General features: G+C 70.8%; 15 protein-coding genes and 1 tRNA gene. 7 read left to right on the top strand and 9 right to left on the bottom strand.

The window, feature by feature from the left end; all coding sequences use genetic code 11:
* Nucleotides 1-129: 129 nt before the first annotated feature.
* Together J2S55_RS27255 and J2S55_RS27250 are read right to left on the bottom strand one after the other, a co-directional pair.
* Nucleotides 130-963, bottom strand: coding sequence for an SCO6745 family protein (locus tag J2S55_RS27255; RefSeq protein ID WP_442480499.1), 834 nt, complete (start codon nucleotides 961-963; stop codon nucleotides 130-132).
* Nucleotides 963-1,754 (bottom strand): SDR family oxidoreductase, encoded by a 792-nt coding sequence (locus tag J2S55_RS27250; protein ID WP_306866532.1) that lies wholly within the window; start codon nucleotides 1,752-1,754, stop codon nucleotides 963-965. Before J2S55_RS27250 ends, J2S55_RS27255 begins: the two co-directional genes overlap by 1 nt.
* Before the next feature lie 165 nt (nucleotides 1,755-1,919).
* Here J2S55_RS27250 and J2S55_RS27245 point away from each other — a divergent pair, with 165 nt between their 5' ends.
* Nucleotides 1,920-2,771: a MerR family transcriptional regulator gene (locus J2S55_RS27245; protein ID WP_306866529.1), complete on the top strand. Its 852-nt coding sequence runs from the start codon at nucleotides 1,920-1,922 to the stop codon at nucleotides 2,769-2,771.
* A 187-nt stretch (nucleotides 2,772-2,958) separates the two neighbouring features.
* Here the strand turns inward: J2S55_RS27245 and J2S55_RS27240 are convergent, their stop codons facing one another.
* Both J2S55_RS27240 and J2S55_RS27235 read right to left on the bottom strand, forming a co-directional pair.
* Nucleotides 2,959-3,879 (bottom strand): diacylglycerol/lipid kinase family protein, encoded by a 921-nt coding sequence (locus J2S55_RS27240; RefSeq protein ID WP_306866527.1) that lies wholly within the window; start codon nucleotides 3,877-3,879, stop codon nucleotides 2,959-2,961.
* Nucleotides 3,880-4,103: 224 nt separating this feature from the next.
* Entirely contained in the window at nucleotides 4,104-5,255 is a 1,152-nt protein-coding gene (locus J2S55_RS27235; RefSeq protein WP_306866525.1) for an alpha/beta hydrolase family protein, read from the bottom strand.
* A 109-nt stretch (nucleotides 5,256-5,364) separates the two neighbouring features.
* Here J2S55_RS27235 and J2S55_RS27230 point away from each other — a divergent pair, with 109 nt between their 5' ends.
* The 4 genes from J2S55_RS27230 to J2S55_RS27215 all read left to right on the top strand — a co-directional run bounded on the left by J2S55_RS27230 (nucleotide 5,365) and on the right by J2S55_RS27215 (nucleotide 11,518).
* On the top strand, nucleotides 5,365-6,504 hold the full coding sequence (locus J2S55_RS27230; protein WP_306866522.1) for a sensor histidine kinase: 1,140 nt from the start codon (nucleotides 5,365-5,367) through the stop codon (nucleotides 6,502-6,504).
* Complete coding sequence (locus tag J2S55_RS27225; protein ID WP_306866519.1) at nucleotides 6,501-7,148, top strand: response regulator; 648 nt, start codon at nucleotides 6,501-6,503, stop codon at nucleotides 7,146-7,148. The genes J2S55_RS27230 and J2S55_RS27225 overlap by 4 nt, the downstream gene beginning before the upstream one ends.
* Before the next feature lie 366 nt (nucleotides 7,149-7,514).
* Entirely contained in the window at nucleotides 7,515-10,994 is a 3,480-nt protein-coding gene (gene rpoB / locus J2S55_RS27220) for a DNA-directed RNA polymerase subunit beta (protein ID WP_306866516.1), read from the top strand.
* 41 nt (nucleotides 10,995-11,035) lie between these two features.
* Nucleotides 11,036-11,518, top strand: coding sequence for a hypothetical protein (locus J2S55_RS27215; RefSeq protein WP_306866513.1), 483 nt, complete (start codon nucleotides 11,036-11,038; stop codon nucleotides 11,516-11,518).
* A gap of 314 nt (nucleotides 11,519-11,832) precedes the next feature.
* On the opposite strand, the gene J2S55_RS27210 is transcribed toward J2S55_RS27215, so the two are convergent.
* On the bottom strand, nucleotides 11,833-12,327 hold the full coding sequence (locus J2S55_RS27210; RefSeq protein ID WP_306866511.1) for an SgcJ/EcaC family oxidoreductase: 495 nt from the start codon (nucleotides 12,325-12,327) through the stop codon (nucleotides 11,833-11,835).
* 62 nt (nucleotides 12,328-12,389) lie between these two features.
* Between J2S55_RS27210 and J2S55_RS27205 the strand changes: the two genes are divergently transcribed.
* Nucleotides 12,390-12,872: a MarR family winged helix-turn-helix transcriptional regulator gene (locus J2S55_RS27205; RefSeq protein WP_306866507.1), complete on the top strand. Its 483-nt coding sequence runs from the start codon at nucleotides 12,390-12,392 to the stop codon at nucleotides 12,870-12,872.
* Nucleotides 12,873-13,153: 281 nt separating this feature from the next.
* Here J2S55_RS27205 and J2S55_RS27200 read toward each other — a convergent pair.
* A tRNA-Ala gene (locus J2S55_RS27200) sits at nucleotides 13,154-13,226 on the bottom strand.
* Between the two features lie 19 nt (nucleotides 13,227-13,245).
* On the bottom strand, nucleotides 13,246-14,676 hold the full coding sequence (locus J2S55_RS27195) for an MFS transporter (RefSeq protein WP_306866505.1): 1,431 nt from the start codon (nucleotides 14,674-14,676) through the stop codon (nucleotides 13,246-13,248).
* A 110-nt stretch (nucleotides 14,677-14,786) separates the two neighbouring features.
* Here J2S55_RS27195 and sigJ point away from each other — a divergent pair, with 110 nt between their 5' ends.
* On the top strand, nucleotides 14,787-15,674 hold the full coding sequence (gene sigJ / locus J2S55_RS27190; RefSeq protein WP_306866502.1) for an RNA polymerase sigma factor SigJ: 888 nt from the start codon (nucleotides 14,787-14,789) through the stop codon (nucleotides 15,672-15,674).
* Between the two features lie 132 nt (nucleotides 15,675-15,806).
* Here the strand turns inward: sigJ and J2S55_RS27185 are convergent, their stop codons facing one another.
* Both J2S55_RS27185 and J2S55_RS27180 read right to left on the bottom strand, forming a co-directional pair.
* Entirely contained in the window at nucleotides 15,807-16,607 is an 801-nt protein-coding gene (locus J2S55_RS27185; protein WP_306866500.1) for an SAM-dependent methyltransferase, read from the bottom strand.
* Nucleotides 16,608-16,715: 108 nt separating this feature from the next.
* Nucleotides 16,716-17,558, bottom strand: a complete 843-nt coding sequence (locus J2S55_RS27180; protein ID WP_306866497.1) for an alanyl-tRNA editing protein — start codon at nucleotides 17,556-17,558, stop codon at nucleotides 16,716-16,718.
* Between the last annotated feature and the right edge of the window lie 39 nt (nucleotides 17,559-17,597).

Genomic DNA, 17,597 nt, shown 5'->3' with positions numbered 1-17,597 from the left:
GGCCGGGCCGGCCTCAGGCGGGGGCCGCCCCCGGACGGGGCCGGTCTCAGGCGAGGACAGCCCCGTCCGGGTCCGGCCTCAGACCCGAGCCGGCCCCGGACCGGGTCCGGTCTCAGGCCAGGGCCGGCCTCAGGCCGAGAAGGTGAGCAGGCCCGCGTCCACCACGGCCCGGCCGAAGATCCGGGCCAGCTCGGCGAGCCGGGCGAGCTCCTCCTCCGAGAGCGCGGCGTAGGCGGGCAGGGCCAGCTCGTCGGTGCGGTCCTCGATCCGCTGACGCAGCGCCCGGCCCTCCTCGGTGAGCCCGTCACCCTCCAGCAGGCCGCGCTCGCGCAGCCCCTCCTCGGCCGCCGCCCACTGCTCCTCCGGCCAGCCCCGGCTGACCTTCAGGAAGATCGTGGGCATCTGCCCGGTCGCGCCGTGCAGGATCAGCGCCTCCAGCCCACCGACCCCCTCGGTCAGCAGGGCCGCGACATGACCGTCGCCGCGGAACTCGCGCAGCAGGGTCTGGGCGTGCCAGAGCTCCAGCAGCGGGCCGTCCGGCCACGGCAGCGCGGCGTGCGCGGCCGCCAGCGGGCGGCCCTGCACGTGCTCGCCGACCTGCTCCGCCGCCCGCCTGGCCAGCGCCGCCGTCTCGGCCAGGACCGGGATCTCGTGGATGGCCACCCGGCGCAGGGCGGCGTCCGCGGCGTCGAGGCGGGCCTCGATCACCTTCTCGGGGGTCGTGACGTCCCAGGCGGCCGGGAGCGCCTGCCGTACCAGGGCAGGGCAGAAGTTGTAGAAGGTCGCGATGACCAGCTCGGGTGAGGCCGCCCCGAAGGCCGCCCCGCGGGAGGCGAAGTAACCAGCGTGGGGCTCCAGGCCGAGGGCGGCGTAGCGCTCGGTGGCCTCAGGCACGAAATAGATCATCCCGTGGACGGGTTCCAGACGGCGCCAGGACTGCCGGGCCAGCCGGATGTCGGTCATCATGCCTCCAGGGAATCGACGAAACGGGCCATCCCCGCCAGCCAGCGGTCGGGGTCGTCGGCCTTGCGCCGGACGAACTCGGCGACCTCGGGGTGGGGAAAGATGTGGAAGCGTTCGGCCGCGAGCCCCTCTATCACCTCATCGGCCACGGTGTCCGGGTCGAGGATGGCGCCGGAGGCACCCACCGCCCTGGCCGTGAGGTGCTGTTCGGCGATCCCCTGCTCGAACATGCCGGTCCGCACGCCCTGCGGGCAGAGCACGCTGACCTTGACGCCCTTGGTCGCGTAGTGGATGGCCACCCATTCGGCGAAGGAGATGGCGGCCGACTTGGTCACCGCGTAGGGGGCGTCGCCGGGGCAGCTGACCAGCCCGGCCGCCGAGCAGGTGTTGAGCAGGTAGCCCCCGCCGCGCTCGACCATGCCGGGCACGACCGCCCGCGCCGCGTAGACGTGGGCCAGGACGTTGACCGCGATGGTCCGGGTCCACTCCGGGTCGGTGGCCTCCAGCCCGTGGCCGGTGATGATCCCGGCGTTGGAGCAGAACAGGTCGACCGGCCCGAAGGTGCCCTCCGCCGCGGTGACCAGGCCGCGGACGTCGTCCTCGACGGAGACGTCGGCCCGCACGGCCACCGCCCGCTCGCCGATCCGGTGGGCCACCTCGCTCGCGCCCGCCCCGTCGAGGTCGGCCACCAGCACCCCGGCCGCCCCTTCGGCGGCGAAGCGCAGGGCCATCGCCCGCCCGATCCCGCTCGCGGCCCCGGTCACCACGACGACCTTGTCCCGCACCCGCATAGAAGCTCCTTAAACCGACCAGTCGGTATCTGGGAACCTATGCTTACCCGTCAGTAGCAGTCAACGGCGGCACGGCGGGCCTCCCGGGCCGCGCCGGAGGAGCCGGAGGAGCCGGAGGACGGGATTGACCCTGACACCGTGTGAGCCCCTACACCTGGAAGCATCATGTTCAGCATCGGAGACTTCGCCCAGCTCGGCCGCGTGTCGGTGCGCATGCTGCGCCACTACGACGCGCTCGGGCTGCTGCGGCCCGCCCGCGTCGACCCGGCCAGCGGCTACCGCTCCTACCAGGCCCACCAGCTCTCGCGGCTCAACCGCGTCATCGCGCTGAAGGATCTCGGATTCACCCTGCAGCAGGTGCGGTCGATCCTCGACGAGAAGGTGAGCACGGCCGAGCTGCACGGGATGGTACGGCTGCGCCGCGCGGAGCTGGAGGAGCGGATCGCCGCCGACACGGCGCGGCTGCTCCGGGTCGAGGCGAGGCTCCGGTCGATGGAGAGGGAAGGACACATGGGCATCGAAGAGGTTGTCCTCAAGCGGGTCGCCCCGGTCCGGCTGGCCGAGCTCACCGCCGTCGCGGCGAGCTACGACAGCGAGGACATCAGCCCCGTCATCCAGCCCCTGTACGGCGAGCTGTTCCGGCGGCTCGACCGAGCCGGGGTGACGCGGTCCGGGTACGGCATCGCCTGCTACGAGCCGGAGGCGGACGGCCGGGTGGTCGTGCACGCCGGGGTGGAGGTGACGGCGGAGGCGTCCGGGGAGCACGACTTCGCGATCGTGGACCTGCCGGCGATCGAGACGGCCGCCACGATCATCCATCGGGGCTCGATGGACGAGGTGGGCCCGACGTTCCAGGCGCTGGCCCACTGGATCGAGGAGCACGGCTACCGCAGCGTCGGGCTGGCCCGGGAGGTCAGCATCGAATGTCCGCACGACGACCGCGACAGCTGGGTCACCGAACTCCAGATGACCGTCGCCACCGCACAGGACGGACGGGCGGACACCGGCCCCGCGTGACCGGCGTCCGCTCCTCCCCGGCCGCCAGGGCTCCACCACCGCCGGCCCCGCCGCAGAGCTTTGACGCGTCGGCCTCCGCCTCAACAGGACCTCTGGCGTCGTCGGACCCGGCCCCGGGTCTCCGAGGCAGAGAAGGCCGATCCCGCCGGGCAGGCCACAGGACGGCCCCGTGGCCTGCCGGAGACGCTCAGGTCCGGCCGTCGGGGCCGTCCGGCACGGGGACCCGGACGGTGATGCCACCGGGCACGACCTTCGCCTTGAGCCGGGTGACGGAGTCCTTGGCCCCGCCGTCCAGCTCGTAGGTCATCGGCGCGCCGAGCTTGACGCTGATCTTGCGCGCCCGGGTCATCCGGACGAAGGGCGACTCGTCCGACCGGCCGGCGCTCATCCGGCCGAGCACGCGGGCCCACTGGATCGGCCCCTTCGCCGTGGACACGCCGATCTCCAGCCATCCGTCGTCGGGGCGCGCGTCGTCGAAGGCCTCGATGCCCCCGGTGATGGTCCCGACGTTGCCCAGCAGCAGGCAGCTGGCCTCCCCCTCGAACCACTTCACCCCGTCGAGCTTGACCTCCATCCGGACCAGCTCGCCCCGGACGTGCCGCAGCCCGGTCCACACATACGCCGCCCGGCCCAGCTTGTCCTTCAGCCCCCGGTCGGCGTCCTTGATCATCTCAGCGTCGAAGCCGAGTCCCGCCATGACGGCGAAGTGCTCACCGTTGACCTTGCCCAGGTCGAGCTCCCGGCTCTGGCCCCAGAAGGCGATCCGCACGGCCTCGGGGAGATCCTCGGGGATGCCGAGGTTCTGCGCGAGGAGGTTGGCCGTCCCGGCGGGGATGATGCCCACGGTCACCCCGGAGCCGGCCAGCGCGTCCACGCAGCGCTGCACCATGCCGTCCCCGCCCCAGACCAGGACCAGCTCGGCGCCCTCCTTGAGCGCCTTGCGCGCCTGCTTGGGAGCCTTCTTGCTCTTGGGCACCTCGTACCAGAGCAGCTTGCCGGGCTCCTCGTCGGCCAGGAGCCTGCGCAGCTCGTCCAGCCCGCCCCCGATCGACTTCTTCTGATGGGCGATCACCGCGACCGTGCCGACTGCCCGCTTCTGCCGCAGCATGGAAACCCTCCTTTAGCACCGCCTTGGGCACCGCCTCGGCTGCCCCCGCTCCGCGGCCGCAAACGTCAGGCCACCCCTGCCCGGGGGTGATCTCCCCCACCGAGCAGGGGCGTGCCGCGCTCCTGGCCGCGACTCCCGGGCACGTGGCGACCATCAGGCCGCCGGCTGACCGCACCGGCCTTCGCTCCGTGCGGACCCACGCCCGGCCGGACCCGTACGGCCGTTCAGTGGAATCTCACCTCGGGGTGGTCGGCCGACGGCCTGTCCAGCAACGGCTGACGCCTGCCCTTCAGGTGCAGGTCGAGGAAGGCGGTGACGTACGTGCGGGTGATCTCTACGGCGCGCTCTCCGTCGAGCGGGTGCTCCGGCAGCCCGAGCTGCGGCTGGAGCACCGCGTAGTCGACGAAGCTCATGTGCTCGGCGCCCGTCACGGTGAGCCACCGCTTCCAGTCACCCGTCACGTGCGGCCAGAACAGGTCCCAGGAGCCGTTGCCCCCGCCGGCGCCCGGCGCCTGCCTCGGGTTGCCGATCATCATGAACGGCTTCTCGACCGGCTCCGCCGGCGTCCTCGGATTGTAGGAGCCGTCCAGATTGACCGCGGCCTTGATCCACCGGCTCCCGGGCAGGAGGTGCGCGGCACTCTGACCGCCGACCGAATGCCCCACCATCGCGATCCTGCTCTCGTCGATCAGCCGGCCCCAGCGCCTGCTCCCCTCCAGCCGGTCCAGCACGAACGCCGTGTCGGCGGCCCTGACCCGGGCGACCTTCGCGCCCAGCTCCGGGGTCTGGCCGCCCCTGCCCGCCTCGAACGTGACGGTCCTGCCGTCGGGGAAGGTGGTGGCGATCGACTCGTAGGTGTGCTCGATGCCCGCCACCAGGTAGCCCCGGCTCGCGAACTCCTCGGCCAGCGAGGTCATCGTCGCGCGGGGCAACGTCATGCCGGGCGACAGGACCACCAGCGGCCAACCGCCCTTCCGCTTCAGCGCGGGCGCGTCGACGCGGGCGTACGTCTCCGTCCTGGCGAGCGTGTCCGGCGGCACGTCCTTCAGCTGCGGCACGCTTCTGATGATCAATTCCGATTCCTGCGGCGTGACGTACGGCGCGGGCCTGCCCACGGCCTTCCGCGCCGGATACCAGACCGAGACCATCAGCTCGCGCGCCTCCTGGCCGGCCACCCACGGGTCGGGGCGGCCGGGGTCGATCAGGTGCATGACCGATCTTCCGACGGCGTGGCCGCCCGTCGGCGCGGGCAGGGCGGGCCTGAGGGCGGAGGCGGACGTGGACACGGGCGTGGGGGCGGACGCCGCGGCGGCCACCGTACCGATGCCGGTGAGTGCGGAGAGCGCGAGCAGGCTCGCGACGGCTGTTTTCCTCATGCCCTCACCATGCGGTGCGGCCAGGCCGTACCGTCCTCGGCGAAAGTCACCCGGCACCCGCAACTTTCGTAGGGGGGCGCCGCCCAGCTCCCCCTATAGCCTCTTGGCCATGACATACGGCAGGTTCGAGATCGTCGAGCGGATCACGCCGTGGGCGCTCGGCGTGGCGGTGTTCCTCCTGTCCGTGGCTTCGGCGTCCGGTTCGATGGGCGTGGAGTCGGCGTTGCCGGCCCCCGTGCTCGCGGCCGTCGCCGCCGCGTCGGGAGTGGCCGCGGCCCGCGCCAGGCGCTCGCTGTGGCCGCTGGCCGCGGTGGGCGCCATCGCCTACGCGTGGCTGGTGATGTGGCCCGCCGCCGTCGCGGCCTCCTACTACGCGGGCACCCGCCTGAGCCGCCGCGACCTGTGGCTCTACATCGGCGGCGCGACCGTGGTCTTCGCACTCAGCGGTCTCGCCTCCTACCGCGACGGGGGATATCGGGCGCTGGTCGTGGGCACCTTCGCCAACGCGGTCCTCATGGGCGGCGCGCTGCTCGCCCTGCCCCTGCTCACAGGGCTGTGGGTCCGCGCCAGGCGGCAGGTGCTCGACGCGGTGCGCGAGCAGGCGCGACAGCTGCAGCGCGAGCAGGTGCTCCGCGCCGAGCAGGCACGCGGCCAGGAGCGAGCGCGCATCGCGAGGGAGATGCACGACGTGGTCGCGCACCGGGTGTCGCTGATGGTCCTGCACGCCGGCGCCCTGGAGGTCAGCGCTCCCGACGAGCGCACGGCCGAAGCCGCGGCGCTGATCAGCGGTGCCGGCAGGGAGGCGCTGAGCAACCTGCGCGAGGTGCTCGGCGTGCTGCGATCGCCCGACTCCGTACGCGGCCCGCAGCCCACGCTGGCCGACCTCGACCGGCTGCTCGACCAGTCCCGCGTGCTGGGCATCGTGGTCAACCGCCACGACGAGGGCGCCGCGCGTCCGCTCAGTCCCGTCGTGGAGCGCACCGCCTACCGCGTGGTCCAGGAGGCGCTGACCAACGTGCACAAGCACGCGGGCAACGCCGAGACCGAGGTGTCCGTCCGCTACCGGCCCGTCGAGCTGGAGGTCACCGTGCGCAACAGATCCTCCGCCGGGACGCGCGGCGCGCTGCCCGGCTCCGGCTGGGGACTGGTCGGCCTGCGCGAACGCGTCGAGCTGGTCGGCGGCCGGCTGGAGGCCGGCCCGGGGGACGAGGACGGCTTCCAGGTCCTGGCCAGGATCCCGGCCGCATGATCCGCGTACTGATCGTCGACGACGAGGCGCTGGTCAGGTCCGGGCTGCGGATGATCCTGGAGGCGGCGGGCGACATGGCGGTCGTCGGCGAGGCCCGCGACGGCGACGAGGCGGTCGCCGCCGCCGCCAGGCTCAGGCCCCAGGTCGTGCTGATGGACGTCCGCATGCCCGGCACCGACGGCCTGATCGCCGGGGCCCGGGTCCTGGCCGCGCCCGACGCGCCCAAGCTGATCATGCTCACCACGTTCGACCTGGACGAATACGTCCACGAGGCGCTACGGCTCGGCGCGGTCGGGTTCCTGCTCAAGGACACCCCGCCCCGGGAGCTGGCCGCCGCCGTCCGCACGGTCGCGGCGGGCCAGGCCATGCTGTCTCCCACGGTGATCAAGCGGCTGATCAGCTCGTTCGTCGACAAGGCCCCTTCCCGGGCCGAGTCCGCGCGCGACCGGCTGGCGTCACTGACCGCCAGGGAGGAGGACGTGGTCAGGGCACTGGCCCGCGGCCTGTCGAACGCGGAGATCGGACGGGAGCTCAAGCTGACGGAGGCGACGGTGAAGGCGCACGTCAGCCGGCTGCTCGCCAAGCTGGGCCTGGCCAACAGGGTGCAGGCGGCGATCCTGGTGCACGATGCGGACCTCGGCTGACCTGCCGTCTCCCGCCGGCCGCCGAGGTGCTCGCGTCGCGCCTTCCACCGACGGCGGAGGTGCCGGCCCGGCTCCTGGAGACGGTGAGACCACCCGGCTCCGTCCTGCTCGACGGGCGGGAAGACGCCCACGAGGCGGTCGGCGGATGGCGTCGACGCGCACCGCGACCGTAAGAAGTTGACGAGGCCACTCGGGCTGTGACAAGCTGAAAGCGGCAGCGAGGTTGACGCTTATAGTATGTATGGCAATCTGTTTGTCATTTGCGTTATGATGCTCCCTCGCGCCGTCTGTTGACGCCCCCGGATCATCCCGGGGCGTTTGGCGTGCGCGCAGTTCGATTCCATCCGTGCCTCCGGAAGGACATCTGTGGCAGCCTCGCGCAACGCCTCCGCCATACCCGCCGGCCCCCGTCGCGTCTCCTTCTCCCGCGTCCAGGAGCCGCTCGAAGTTCCTGATCTTCTCGCTCTCCAGACCGAGTCCTTCGACTGGTTGCTCGGCAACGAGAAGTGGAAGGGGCGGGTCGAGGCGGCTCGCCAGGCCGGGCGCAAGGACGTTCCGGCCCAGTCGGGTCTCGAAGAGATCTTCGAAGAGATCAGTCCCATCGAGGACTTCTCCGGAACCATGTCCCTGTCGTTCCGCGATCACCGATTCGAGCCGCCCAAGTACTCAGTCGATGAGTGCAAAGACAAGGACATGACCTACTCCGCCCCGATGTTCGTCACGGCGGAGTTCATCAATAACACCACTGGTGAGATCAAGAGCCAGACCGTGTTCATGGGCGACTTCCCGCTCATGACCGGCAAGGGCACTTTCATCATCAACGGCACCGAGCGTGTCGTGGTCTCCCAGCTGGTCCGGTCCCCGGGCGTCTACTTCGACCGCAGCGTCGACAAGACCTCCGACAAGGACCTCTACGGCTGCAAGGTCATCCCGTCCCGGGGGGCCTGGCTCGAGTTCGAGATCGACAAGCGTGACAGTGTCGGCGTCCGTATCGACCGCAAGCGCAAGCAGGCCGTCACGGTGCTGCTGAAGGCGCTGGGGTGGACCAACGAGCAGATCCTCGAGCGGTTCGGCCAGTACGAGTCGATGCGGGCCACCCTGGAGAAGGACCACACGGCCGGCCAGGACGACGCCCTGCTCGACATCTACCGCAAGCTGCGGCCCGGCGAGCCGCCGACCAAGGAGTCGGCGCAGACGCTGCTGGAGAATCTGTATTTCAACCACAAGCGTTACGACCTGGCCAAGGTCGGCCGTTACAAGATCAACAAGAAGCTGGGTGTCGACAGCGACATCACGCAGGGGACGCTGACCGAAGAGGACATCGTCGCCACCATCGAATACATCGTCAAGCTCCACGCCGGTGAGACCTCGATGCCGGCGGCCGAGGGCGCGCCGATCGACACGGTGATCATCGAGACCGACGACATCGACCACTTCGGCAACCGCCGCCTGCGCAGCGTCGGCGAGCTCATCCAGAACCAGGTCCGCCTGGGTCTGGCCCGTATGGAGCGCGTCGTGCGCGAGCGGATGACCACCCAGGACGTCGAGGCGATCACGCCGCAGACCCTGATCAACATCCGCCCGGTCGTCGCCTCCATCAAGGAGTTCTTCGGCACCTCCCAGCTGTCGCAGTTCATGGACCAGATCAACCCGCTGGCCGGCCTGACGCACAAGCGGCGGCTGAACGCATTGGGTCCCGGTGGTCTGTCCCGTGAGCGGGCCGGCTTCGAGGTCCGTGACGTGCACCCGTCCCACTACGGCCGGATGTGCCCGATCGAGACGCCGGAAGGCCCGAACATCGGCCTGATCGGCTCGCTGGCCTCCTACGGCAGGCTCAACCCCTTCGGCTTCATCGAGACGCCCTACCGCAAGGTCGTCGACGGGACGGTGACCGACCAGATCGAATACCTCACCGCGGACGAGGAGGACCGCTACGTCAAGGCGCAGGCCAACACGGCGCTCAACCCCGACGGCACGTTCGCCGAGGCTCGCGTCCTGGTCCGCACCAAGGGCGGGGAGACCGAGCTCGCCCGCGCCGAGGAGATCGACTACATGGACGTGTCGCCGCGCCAGATGGTGTCGGTGGCCACCGCGATGATCCCGTTCCTGGAGCACGACGACGCCAACCGGGCGCTCATGGGCGCGAACATGATGCGCCAGTCGGTGCCGCTGCTCAAGAGCGAGTCGCCGCTGGTGGGCACCGGCATGGAATACCGTGCCGCGACCGACGCCGGTGACGTCATCACCGCCGACAAGGCGGGCGTGGTCGAGGAGGTCTCGGCCGACTACGTCACGGTGATGAACGACGACGGCACCCGCACCACCTACCGGGTCGCGAAGTTCAAGCGCTCCAACCAGGGCACCTGCTTCAACCAGAAGCCGATCGTCAAGGAAGGCGACCGGATCGAGGTCAACCAGGTCGTCGCCGACGGTCCGTGCACCGACAACGGCGAGATGGCGCTGGGCAAGAACCTGCTGGTGGCGTTCATGCCGTGGGAGGGTCACAACTACGAAGACGCGATCATCCTGTCCCAGCGGCTGGTCCAGGACGACGTGCTGTCCTCGATCCACATCGAGGAGCACGAGGTCGACGCCCGCGACACCAAGCTGGGCCCCGAGGAGATCACCCGGGACATCCCGAACGTCTCCGAGGAGGTGCTGGCCGACCTCGACGAGCGCGGCATCATCCGGATCGGCGCCGAGGTCGTCCCCGGCGACATCCTGGTCGGCAAGGTCACGCCCAAGGGCGAGACCGAGCTGACGCCCGAGGAGCGGCTGCTGCGCGCGATCTTCGGTGAGAAGGCCCGCGAGGTCCGTGACACCTCCCTGAAGGTGCCGCACGGCGAGCAGGGCAAGGTCATCGGGGTGCGGGTGTTCAGCCGTGAGGAGGGCGACGAGCTGCCGCCGGGGGTCAACGAGCTGGTCCGCGTCTACGTGGCGCAGAAGCGTAAGATCACCGACGGTGACAAGCTGGCCGGCCGGCACGGCAACAAGGGTGTCATCTCCAAGATCCTCCCGGTCGAGGACATGCCGTTCCTGGAGGACGGCACGCCGGTCGACATCATCCTCAACCCGCTGGGCGTGCCCGGCCGGATGAACGTCGGCCAGGTGCTGGAGACCCATCTGGGGTGGATCGCCGCCCGCGGCTGGGACATCACCGGCATCCAGGAGGCCTGGGCCGAGCGGCTGCGCGACAAGGGCTTCGCCGAGGTCGACCCGCGCACCAACATGGCCACCCCGATCTTCGACGGCGCCCACGAGGAAGAGATCGTCGGCCTGCTCGACAGCACCGTCCCCAACCGTGACGGGGACCGGCTGGTGCAGTCCAGCGGCAAGGCCCGGCTGTTCGACGGCCGTTCCGGCGAGCCGTTCCCGCACCCGATCTCGGTCGGCTACATCTACATCCTGAAGCTGCTCCACCTGGTCGACGACAAGATCCACGCGCGGTCGACCGGTCCGTACTCCATGATCACCCAGCAGCCGCTGGGTGGTAAGGCGCAGTTCGGCGGGCAGCGTTTCGGTGAGATGGAGGTGTGGGCGCTGGAGGCCTACGGCGCCGCCTACGCCCTGCAGGAGCAGTTGACGATCAAGTCCGACGACGTCCTGGGCCGGGTGAAGGTCTACGAGGCCATCGTCAAGGGCGAGAACATCCCCGAGCCCGGCATTCCGGAGTCGTTCAAGGTCCTCATCAAGGAAATGCAGTCGCTGTGCCTGAACGTCGAGGTGCTCTCCAGCGACGGCATGTCCATCGAGATGCGTGACACCGACGAGGACGTCTTCCGCGCCGCGGAAGAGCTCGGCATCGACCTGTCCCGGCGTGAGCCGAGCAGCGTCGAAGAGGTCTGAACCACGACAGGATCCGGGGGCCGCGAGCTTCGGAGGACACGATGAACGACGAGACGGCCGCACTGCTCTTCGATGTGGTCGAGCGTCTCCAGAAGAACATCGCCGCCCGCGACTGCCCCGCGATCGTCGTTCTCGAAGGAGAGCGGAGGCTCGTGCTCAGCGACTACGACTACCTCCGCGATCCACGGTCCGCCATCTCGTTCGAGACGCGGGCAGCCGCCAGGGCACAGGAGATCCAGGCAACGCGATGGGTCTTCGCCGTCCCTCTGGTATGGGTCACCACACCTGACACCGTCTACAGCCGGGCCGTGTCCAACCATCCGCTACGCGAAGGGGAACAGGAAACGATCACCTGGATGAGCTTCGACGGAAGCGACGGCGTGGATTACGGGCGGGTCCCCTACACACGCCGCCCCAGCGGGGAACCGGTGTTCGACGACCCGGAGATGTTCGCCGTAGGCGTGCGTCCGGCCCAGGCCATGCCGGGCCACACACTCCTCCACGAACTCTTCCCGAACAGCTGATCCGGCCTGGAGCGCCCCTTCGCCGCCGCACACGCTCGGAGGGGCCCGCCGACGGCCACGGCCTCCGGGGAAACGGCGAGATCCCGTCCGATCGAGGTGATCGGATGGGATCTCGCCGACATGCCTCAGGCCATCCGAGAACGGCCCGTTGTGAGGTGTTCACGGACGGACCCGCGTGGCCCCCGGCCCGGCCGGCACCGCGTCCGTCAGTTCGGCCTGCGGCACCGGGAACACCGGCACGGCGCCCCTGACCGGGGCCACCACCCCGACGACCGCCCTGGACCGGGGCAGCAGCCGCCACCGCGGGGGCGGGGTCAGCGTCGGCCCAGGCCGAGGCGGCGGGCGGCGCGGCTCATCAGTTGGGACATCTTGGACGGGAAGGCGTCGGGCGCGGGGACGCCGACGGGCCGGACCCGGCCGTTGTGGATGGCGCTGATCTTCCAGCCGCCGGGGGTGCGGACCAGGACGATGGTCTGCCGGGACAGGCGCCGCTTGGGCAGTTTGCTCCGCCAGGGCATCAGGACCGAGGCGGTGCCGTGGACGACGGCCACGTCCGCGGTGAGGTAACGGATCGACTCCAGGTCCCCGACCAGGGCCGAGCCGGCCAGTACACCGCGGAAGAGCAGGTCATGGTTGTGCTGGTGCTCCCGGCGCCCGCGAGCGCGGGTGCCGTCATAGGAGACGTAGTCGGAGTCGTCGGTGAACAGCGCGCCGAAGGCGTGGGCGTCGTTGTCGGTCCAGGCCTGCATGAACTCCTGGAACAGGTTCTTGATCTGGATGTCGTCGGTGGTGAGGGTGGCGGTGTCCATGGCGGCGTCTCCGAGGTATGGTTGCTTCGACCAACGAAAAGTACGATATCAGAAAGATTCGAATGTCGAAAGATTTGATCCGGGAGATCGCCATGCTCCTGCGACAGCTGCAGCAGAGCTTCGACGCCTTCGACGAGACCGCCGCAGCGCGGCTCAGCCTCAACCGCACCGACCTGCGCTGTCTTGATGCGGTACTGGGTGACGGCCCACTGCCCGCCGGGCGGCTCAGCACCGCGCTGAAGCTCAGCCCGGCGGCCACCACCACCGTCATCGACCGGCTGGAACGCGCCGGGCTGGTCTCACGCACCCGTGACCCCGGCAACCGCCGCGTCGTCCTGGTCACCTCGACCGGAACCGCCCGGGCGGCGGAGGCGGAACTCTTCGCCCCGGTCGGCCAGGCGGGCGCCCAGGCGCTGACCCGTTATGGCCATGACCAGCTCACCGTCATCCTGGACTTCCTCCAGACCGTCCTGCGGGTCCAGGAAGAACAGACCGCCCGCGTCGCGGCGCTGCCCGAAAGTCGCCGGGTGCCGGCGGATGACTGATCACGGGTGCGCCGGCGGCGGACGGCCGATCTCCCCGTGATGTCCTCGACGCGGAGCGACCTTCCAGTGCGACCACCTGGCCGACAATGGATGTGAGCGGCGCGGCCCGCCCGGCGGCTCCGTCGTCCTGCCGCGGAGATGGGCGGTGAAGCGGTCACCGCCGCGGATCTCCCGGCGCGGGCGGTGCGTGCGCAATACGGAAAATGCGAGATCCCGCCCGATCGAGGTGATCGGACGGGATCTCATCAACGTGCTTCAGGCCGTTCAAGAACGGCCCGCTGTGGAGCTATGGGGATTCGAACCCCAGACCTCCTCCATGCCATGGAGGCGCGCTACCAGCTGCGCCATAGCCCCTTGCGATGCAGATGAAATCTTAGCGGACTCCGGGCACCCCGCGCGCCATCGTGCCGGAGACGAGAGCGACGGCGGCGGAGGCGATGGCGCTCACGGTGATGATCGCGAACGACAGGACGTATGCGTCGCGGGACGGGATCGCGGTCCCGGCGATGGTGATCGAGGTCAGGAGGGCGGCGGTCGCGGCGCCGGAGACGCTGCCGCCGATGGAGCGGACCAGGGAGTTGATGCCGCTGGCGATGCCGCTCTGGTCCATCGGCACATGCTGTACGGCCAGCGCGCCGAGCGCCGCGTAGGCGACCCCGAAGCCCAGCCCCTGCAGCGCGTTGGCCCCGAGCAGGTCGAGCACCGAGGCGTTGAAGAGTGTGAACCAGCCGAATCCGGCCGAGCACAGGGCCGCGCCCAGGGCGAGGGAGTGGGCCGGGCCGAGGCGGGCCGACAGGCGGCCGGCCATGAAGGAGGCGGCCAGCATGGTCACGGTGCTGGGCAGGGCGTAGAGGCCGACGTCGAGGACCGACCCGCCGAAGCCGTATCCGGCCGACGGCGGCGTCTGGATGAAGCTGGAGACCAGGGCGAACGAGCCGAACATCGCGAAGCCCAGCAGCAGCGAGGCCAGGTTGGCCTGCAGGGAGCGGCCGCCGACGAGCAGCTGCAGCCGGACCATCGGCGCCCGGACCCGGAGCTGGCTGAACACCCACACCGCGCAGAGCGCCGTCGCCGCCGCGAACAGCCCGACGACCCGTCCGGACCCCCAGCCCCAGTCGTTGCCCTTGGATATCGCCAGCAGCAGGCAGACCAGCCAGCAGGACAGCAGCACCGCGCCGATGAAGTCGGGGCGGCCGCCGGCCTTGCTCCCGGTGTCGTGGGCGCTCAGCGCGATGAGTACGAACGCCGCCGCGGCGAGTCCCGCGGTGATCCAGAAGACCGGGTGGTGACTGGGCGTGCGGTCGGCGATGAGGCCCGTGACGATCATGCCGAGGTTGCCGCCGACGCCCATGGTGGCGCTGACCACGCCGATGGCCGTCATCACCCGGGTGCGCGGGAAGCTGTCCCTGATCATGCCGATGGCCAGCGGGATCAGCGCCGCCGACGCGCCCTGCAGGGCACGCCCGGCGATCAGCACCGCCAGGGAGCCCGACAGCGCGCAGACCACCGAGCCCAGGACGAGCAGGCCGACGGTGAACAGGATCATCCGCTTCTTGCCGTACATGTCACCGAGGCGGGACAGCAGCGGCGTGGCGACCGCCGCCGCGAGCAGCGAGGCGGTGAAGACCCAGGTGACCTCCGCGACCGGCACGTCCAGGGTGACCATCAGCCGGGGCAGCAGCGGGATCACCACGGTCTGTTGGACGGAGACGACCATCCCGGCCATGGAGAGCGCCAGCAGGGTCAGCCAGAGCTGTTTGCCCTGCGGCACCACGCTCGGATCGGCGACGACTGTCTCTGTCACGGACCACCCCTCTGCCGCCGACTTTCGCAATCAAATGGTAGATCGTAGGTGGAAAACGTCATCGCGTGGGTCGTGTCACGCCAGGGATAGCGTGATACGTCTTTACTCTCATGGCCATCGATCGCTTCGAGGAACACCGAGACCTGCTGACCGCGGTCGCCTACCGCGTTCTGGGCACCGTGACCGACGCCGAGGACGTCGTCCAGGAGGCCTGGCTGCGCTGGTCGGGGGTGGACACGGCCGAGGTCGAGGACGACCGGGCCTACTTGATCAGGGTGACGACCCGGCTCTCCATCGACCGGCTGCGGCGGGTGAGGGCGCAGCGGGAGTCCTACGTCGGGCCGTGGCTGCCCGAGCTGGTCGGCGCCGTGCCCGACGTGGCCGAGCACGCCGAGCTGACCGCCTCGGTCGAGCTGGCGCTGCTGGTGGTGCTGGAGACCTTGTCCCCCCTGGAGCGCGCGGTGTTCGTGCTGCGGGAGGCGTTCGCCCTGCCGTACGCGGAGATCGGCGAGATCATCGGCCGCACCGATACGACGGCCCGGCAGCTCGCCCGGCGGGCCAAGCAGCACGTGCAGGAGCGCAGGCCCCGCTTCGAGGTGGACCGCACCGAGCGGCGCAGGCTGACCGAGCGGTTCATCGGCGCGGCCGCCGACGGTGACCTGGACGCGCTGACCGCGATGCTCGCCCACGACGTGTCGCTGGTCAGCGATGGCGGCGGGAAGGTCAGGGCCCCTCTCCGGGTCGTCACCGGCGACCGGAAAGTGGCGCGTTTCCTGCTCTCCGCCGCCTCGGACAGGGGCACGCGCAGGTTCCTGGGGTCGCTGGACACCGGCCTGACCCCGGACCTCCAGGTGGCGGTGACGGACGTCAACGGCGCGCCGGCGGCCGTGGTGACCGCCGGCGGGCGGCCGGTCTCGGTGTTCTCCCTGGTCATCGAGGACGGCCTGATCCAGACCGTCTTCCTGGTCGCCAGCCCGGAGAAGCTGCCGCGGCTGTGATGTCACGGAGCCGCCCCGGGCGCCGCCGAGCGCGATCACCATCAAGCGGCGGCCGCGGGCCCCGGTGGCGGAGGACCTCCGTACCCGGGGCGCCCGGTACCTCGGCGCGGAGGCGACGCGGGCGGCCAGACGTCAGCGCTTCCTGCCGACCCCGCCGTAACCCATGCTCGCCAGGCCCGGGTCGACGGACTCGGGCAGTTCGGCGAACGGCCAGATGTTGACCAGACCCGGGCCGGCCATCTCGAAGTCGCCGAAGAAGCGGCCGATCTCCTCGCGGCTCCTGGGCGCGAACGGCGAGTCCGTCCTCCGGTAGATCGTCGAGATGCGGGCCATGACCTCGGGGCGGCCGTCGGAGGCGGCGTGGGAGAGGGCCAGGTAGCTCCCGGCCGGCAGGGCGTCCCGGTAGGCGGCGACGACGTCCTGCGGCCCGTCCGCGTCCGGGACGAGGTGGAGCAGGAACATCATCAGGACCGCGACCGGCCGGCGGAAGTCGACCAGCTCGCGGACCTCGGGCGAGTCGATGATCGCCTGAGGTGCCCGCAGGTCGCCCCGGACCATGGTCACCCTCTCCGGCTCGGCCAAAATCGCGCGGCCGTGGGCGCAGACGACCTCGTCGTGGTCGACGTAGACCACGTGGGTCTCCGGGGCGAGCCGGTGGGCGATCTCGTGCACGTTCTCCCGCGTCGGCAGGCCGGAGCCGATGTCGATGATCTGGCGGATCCCCGCCTCGCCGACCAGGTGCCGCACGACCCGGGCGACGAGCTCACGCCCCTGCCGCGCGACCTCGCGCATCTCCGGGGCGACGGCGAGCACCCTGTCGGCGGCCGCGCGGTCGGCGACGAAGTTGTCCTTGCCGCCGAGGTAGTAGTCGTACATCCGCGCCGCGTTGGGGATGCGCGGGTCGACGCCCCGCGGTGCCACTTCTACGGCCACAACCACTCCTCGCCTACGATCACCCACTCGACGGCGATCATAGGCGGGTGGAACGGGGCGACGTGCCACGACGGTCCCGCGCCCGCCCCGGGCCGCTCCGGCGGCGGGCTAGCCGACGGCGGTGTGCATGGTCAGCTCGGAGCCGTCGCCGGACAGCTCCAGCGTGACGGTGACGGAGCCGAGCTGGGAGGTGCGCGACAGGTGCGTGCCGCCGCACGGGATGACGACCTCGCCACCGGGCAGGCCGCAGTGCCAGGTGCGGCGGGCGGTCAGCTCGGGGCCCGGGCTGTCGATCCAGACCGGGACGTCGGCCGCGACCCACTCCTTGAGCCGGTCGTCGACCCGCTGGGCGATCTCCGGCAGGTCCTCGGCCAGCCCCTCGGCGGTGAAGCCCTTGCGGCGCAGGGATTTGCCCAGGCGGTAGACGTCCCGGCTGCCGTCCGGCAGGATCCGCGAGGAGACGATGGCCGTCTGGTCGAAGTCGGGGTGGCCGAGCCCGTCGGCCGGGACCTCCTTGCGCCACCGGCCGGCCAGCGCCGCGTTGAGCGCGAGCGCGGCGAGGTGGCAGGCGGTGTGCCCGGCCGACAGCGCGCGGCGGCCGGCCTCGTCGACCACCAGCTCGACCTCCCGCTCCGGCACCGGCGCGTCGGTGACGTGGACGACCAGCCAGCTCCAGCCGGGGGTGCCCCGGCGCACCGGGATGTCCTCGCCGAGATGGACGGTCTCCCCGCCCTCCTGCACGGCGCCGGTCACGCAGTCGACGACCGCCAGCCCGCCGATCGTCCCGGTGTCGGCGGGCTGGTCCGGCCAGGTGTGGTCCAGCGGGTGGAACGGGGTCCGGGCCACGATCGTCCCGTGCCGGTCCCCCACCGGCACGGTCCCCACGACCGCCGAACGTCCTCGAATCTCACCTGCCGGATAGCTGACCAGCGTCGACCCACCGATTTCCATCCCCTCATCATGCCAGTACGGCTTGCGCCGCCCCCGATG

Source organism: Streptosporangium brasiliense, assembly GCF_030811595.1.
Taxonomy (GTDB): domain Bacteria; phylum Actinomycetota; class Actinomycetes; order Streptosporangiales; family Streptosporangiaceae; genus Streptosporangium; species Streptosporangium brasiliense.
Note: the sequence above shows the minus strand (reverse complement) of the source record. Positions and strands in the feature narration are given on the sequence as shown.

Bases quoted from the DNA above. Each gene is read 5' to 3' on its own strand.
- J2S55_RS27180 (WP_306866497.1), bottom strand. From the start codon at position 17,558: ATGGAAATCGGTGGGTCGACGCTGGTCAGCTATCCGGCAGGTGAGATT.
- J2S55_RS27215 (WP_306866513.1), top strand. From the start codon at position 11,036: ATGAACGACGAGACGGCCGCACTGCTCTTCGATGTGGTCGAGCGTCTC.
- sigJ (WP_306866502.1), top strand. From the start codon at position 14,787: ATGGCCATCGATCGCTTCGAGGAACACCGAGACCTGCTGACCGCGGTC.
- J2S55_RS27255 (WP_442480499.1), bottom strand. From the start codon at position 963: ATGACCGACATCCGGCTGGCCCGGCAGTCCTGGCGCCGTCTGGAACCC.
- J2S55_RS27240 (WP_306866527.1), bottom strand. From the start codon at position 3,879: ATGCTGCGGCAGAAGCGGGCAGTCGGCACGGTCGCGGTGATCGCCCAT.
- J2S55_RS27225 (WP_306866519.1), top strand. From the start codon at position 6,501: ATGATCCGCGTACTGATCGTCGACGACGAGGCGCTGGTCAGGTCCGGG.
- J2S55_RS27205 (WP_306866507.1), top strand. From the start codon at position 12,390: ATGTCGAAAGATTTGATCCGGGAGATCGCCATGCTCCTGCGACAGCTG.
- J2S55_RS27250 (WP_306866532.1), bottom strand. From the start codon at position 1,754: ATGCGGGTGCGGGACAAGGTCGTCGTGGTGACCGGGGCCGCGAGCGGG.
- J2S55_RS27245 (WP_306866529.1), top strand. From the start codon at position 1,920: ATGTTCAGCATCGGAGACTTCGCCCAGCTCGGCCGCGTGTCGGTGCGC.
- J2S55_RS27230 (WP_306866522.1), top strand. From the start codon at position 5,365: ATGACATACGGCAGGTTCGAGATCGTCGAGCGGATCACGCCGTGGGCG.
- J2S55_RS27235 (WP_306866525.1), bottom strand. From the start codon at position 5,255: ATGAGGAAAACAGCCGTCGCGAGCCTGCTCGCGCTCTCCGCACTCACC.
- J2S55_RS27210 (WP_306866511.1), bottom strand. From the start codon at position 12,327: ATGGACACCGCCACCCTCACCACCGACGACATCCAGATCAAGAACCTG.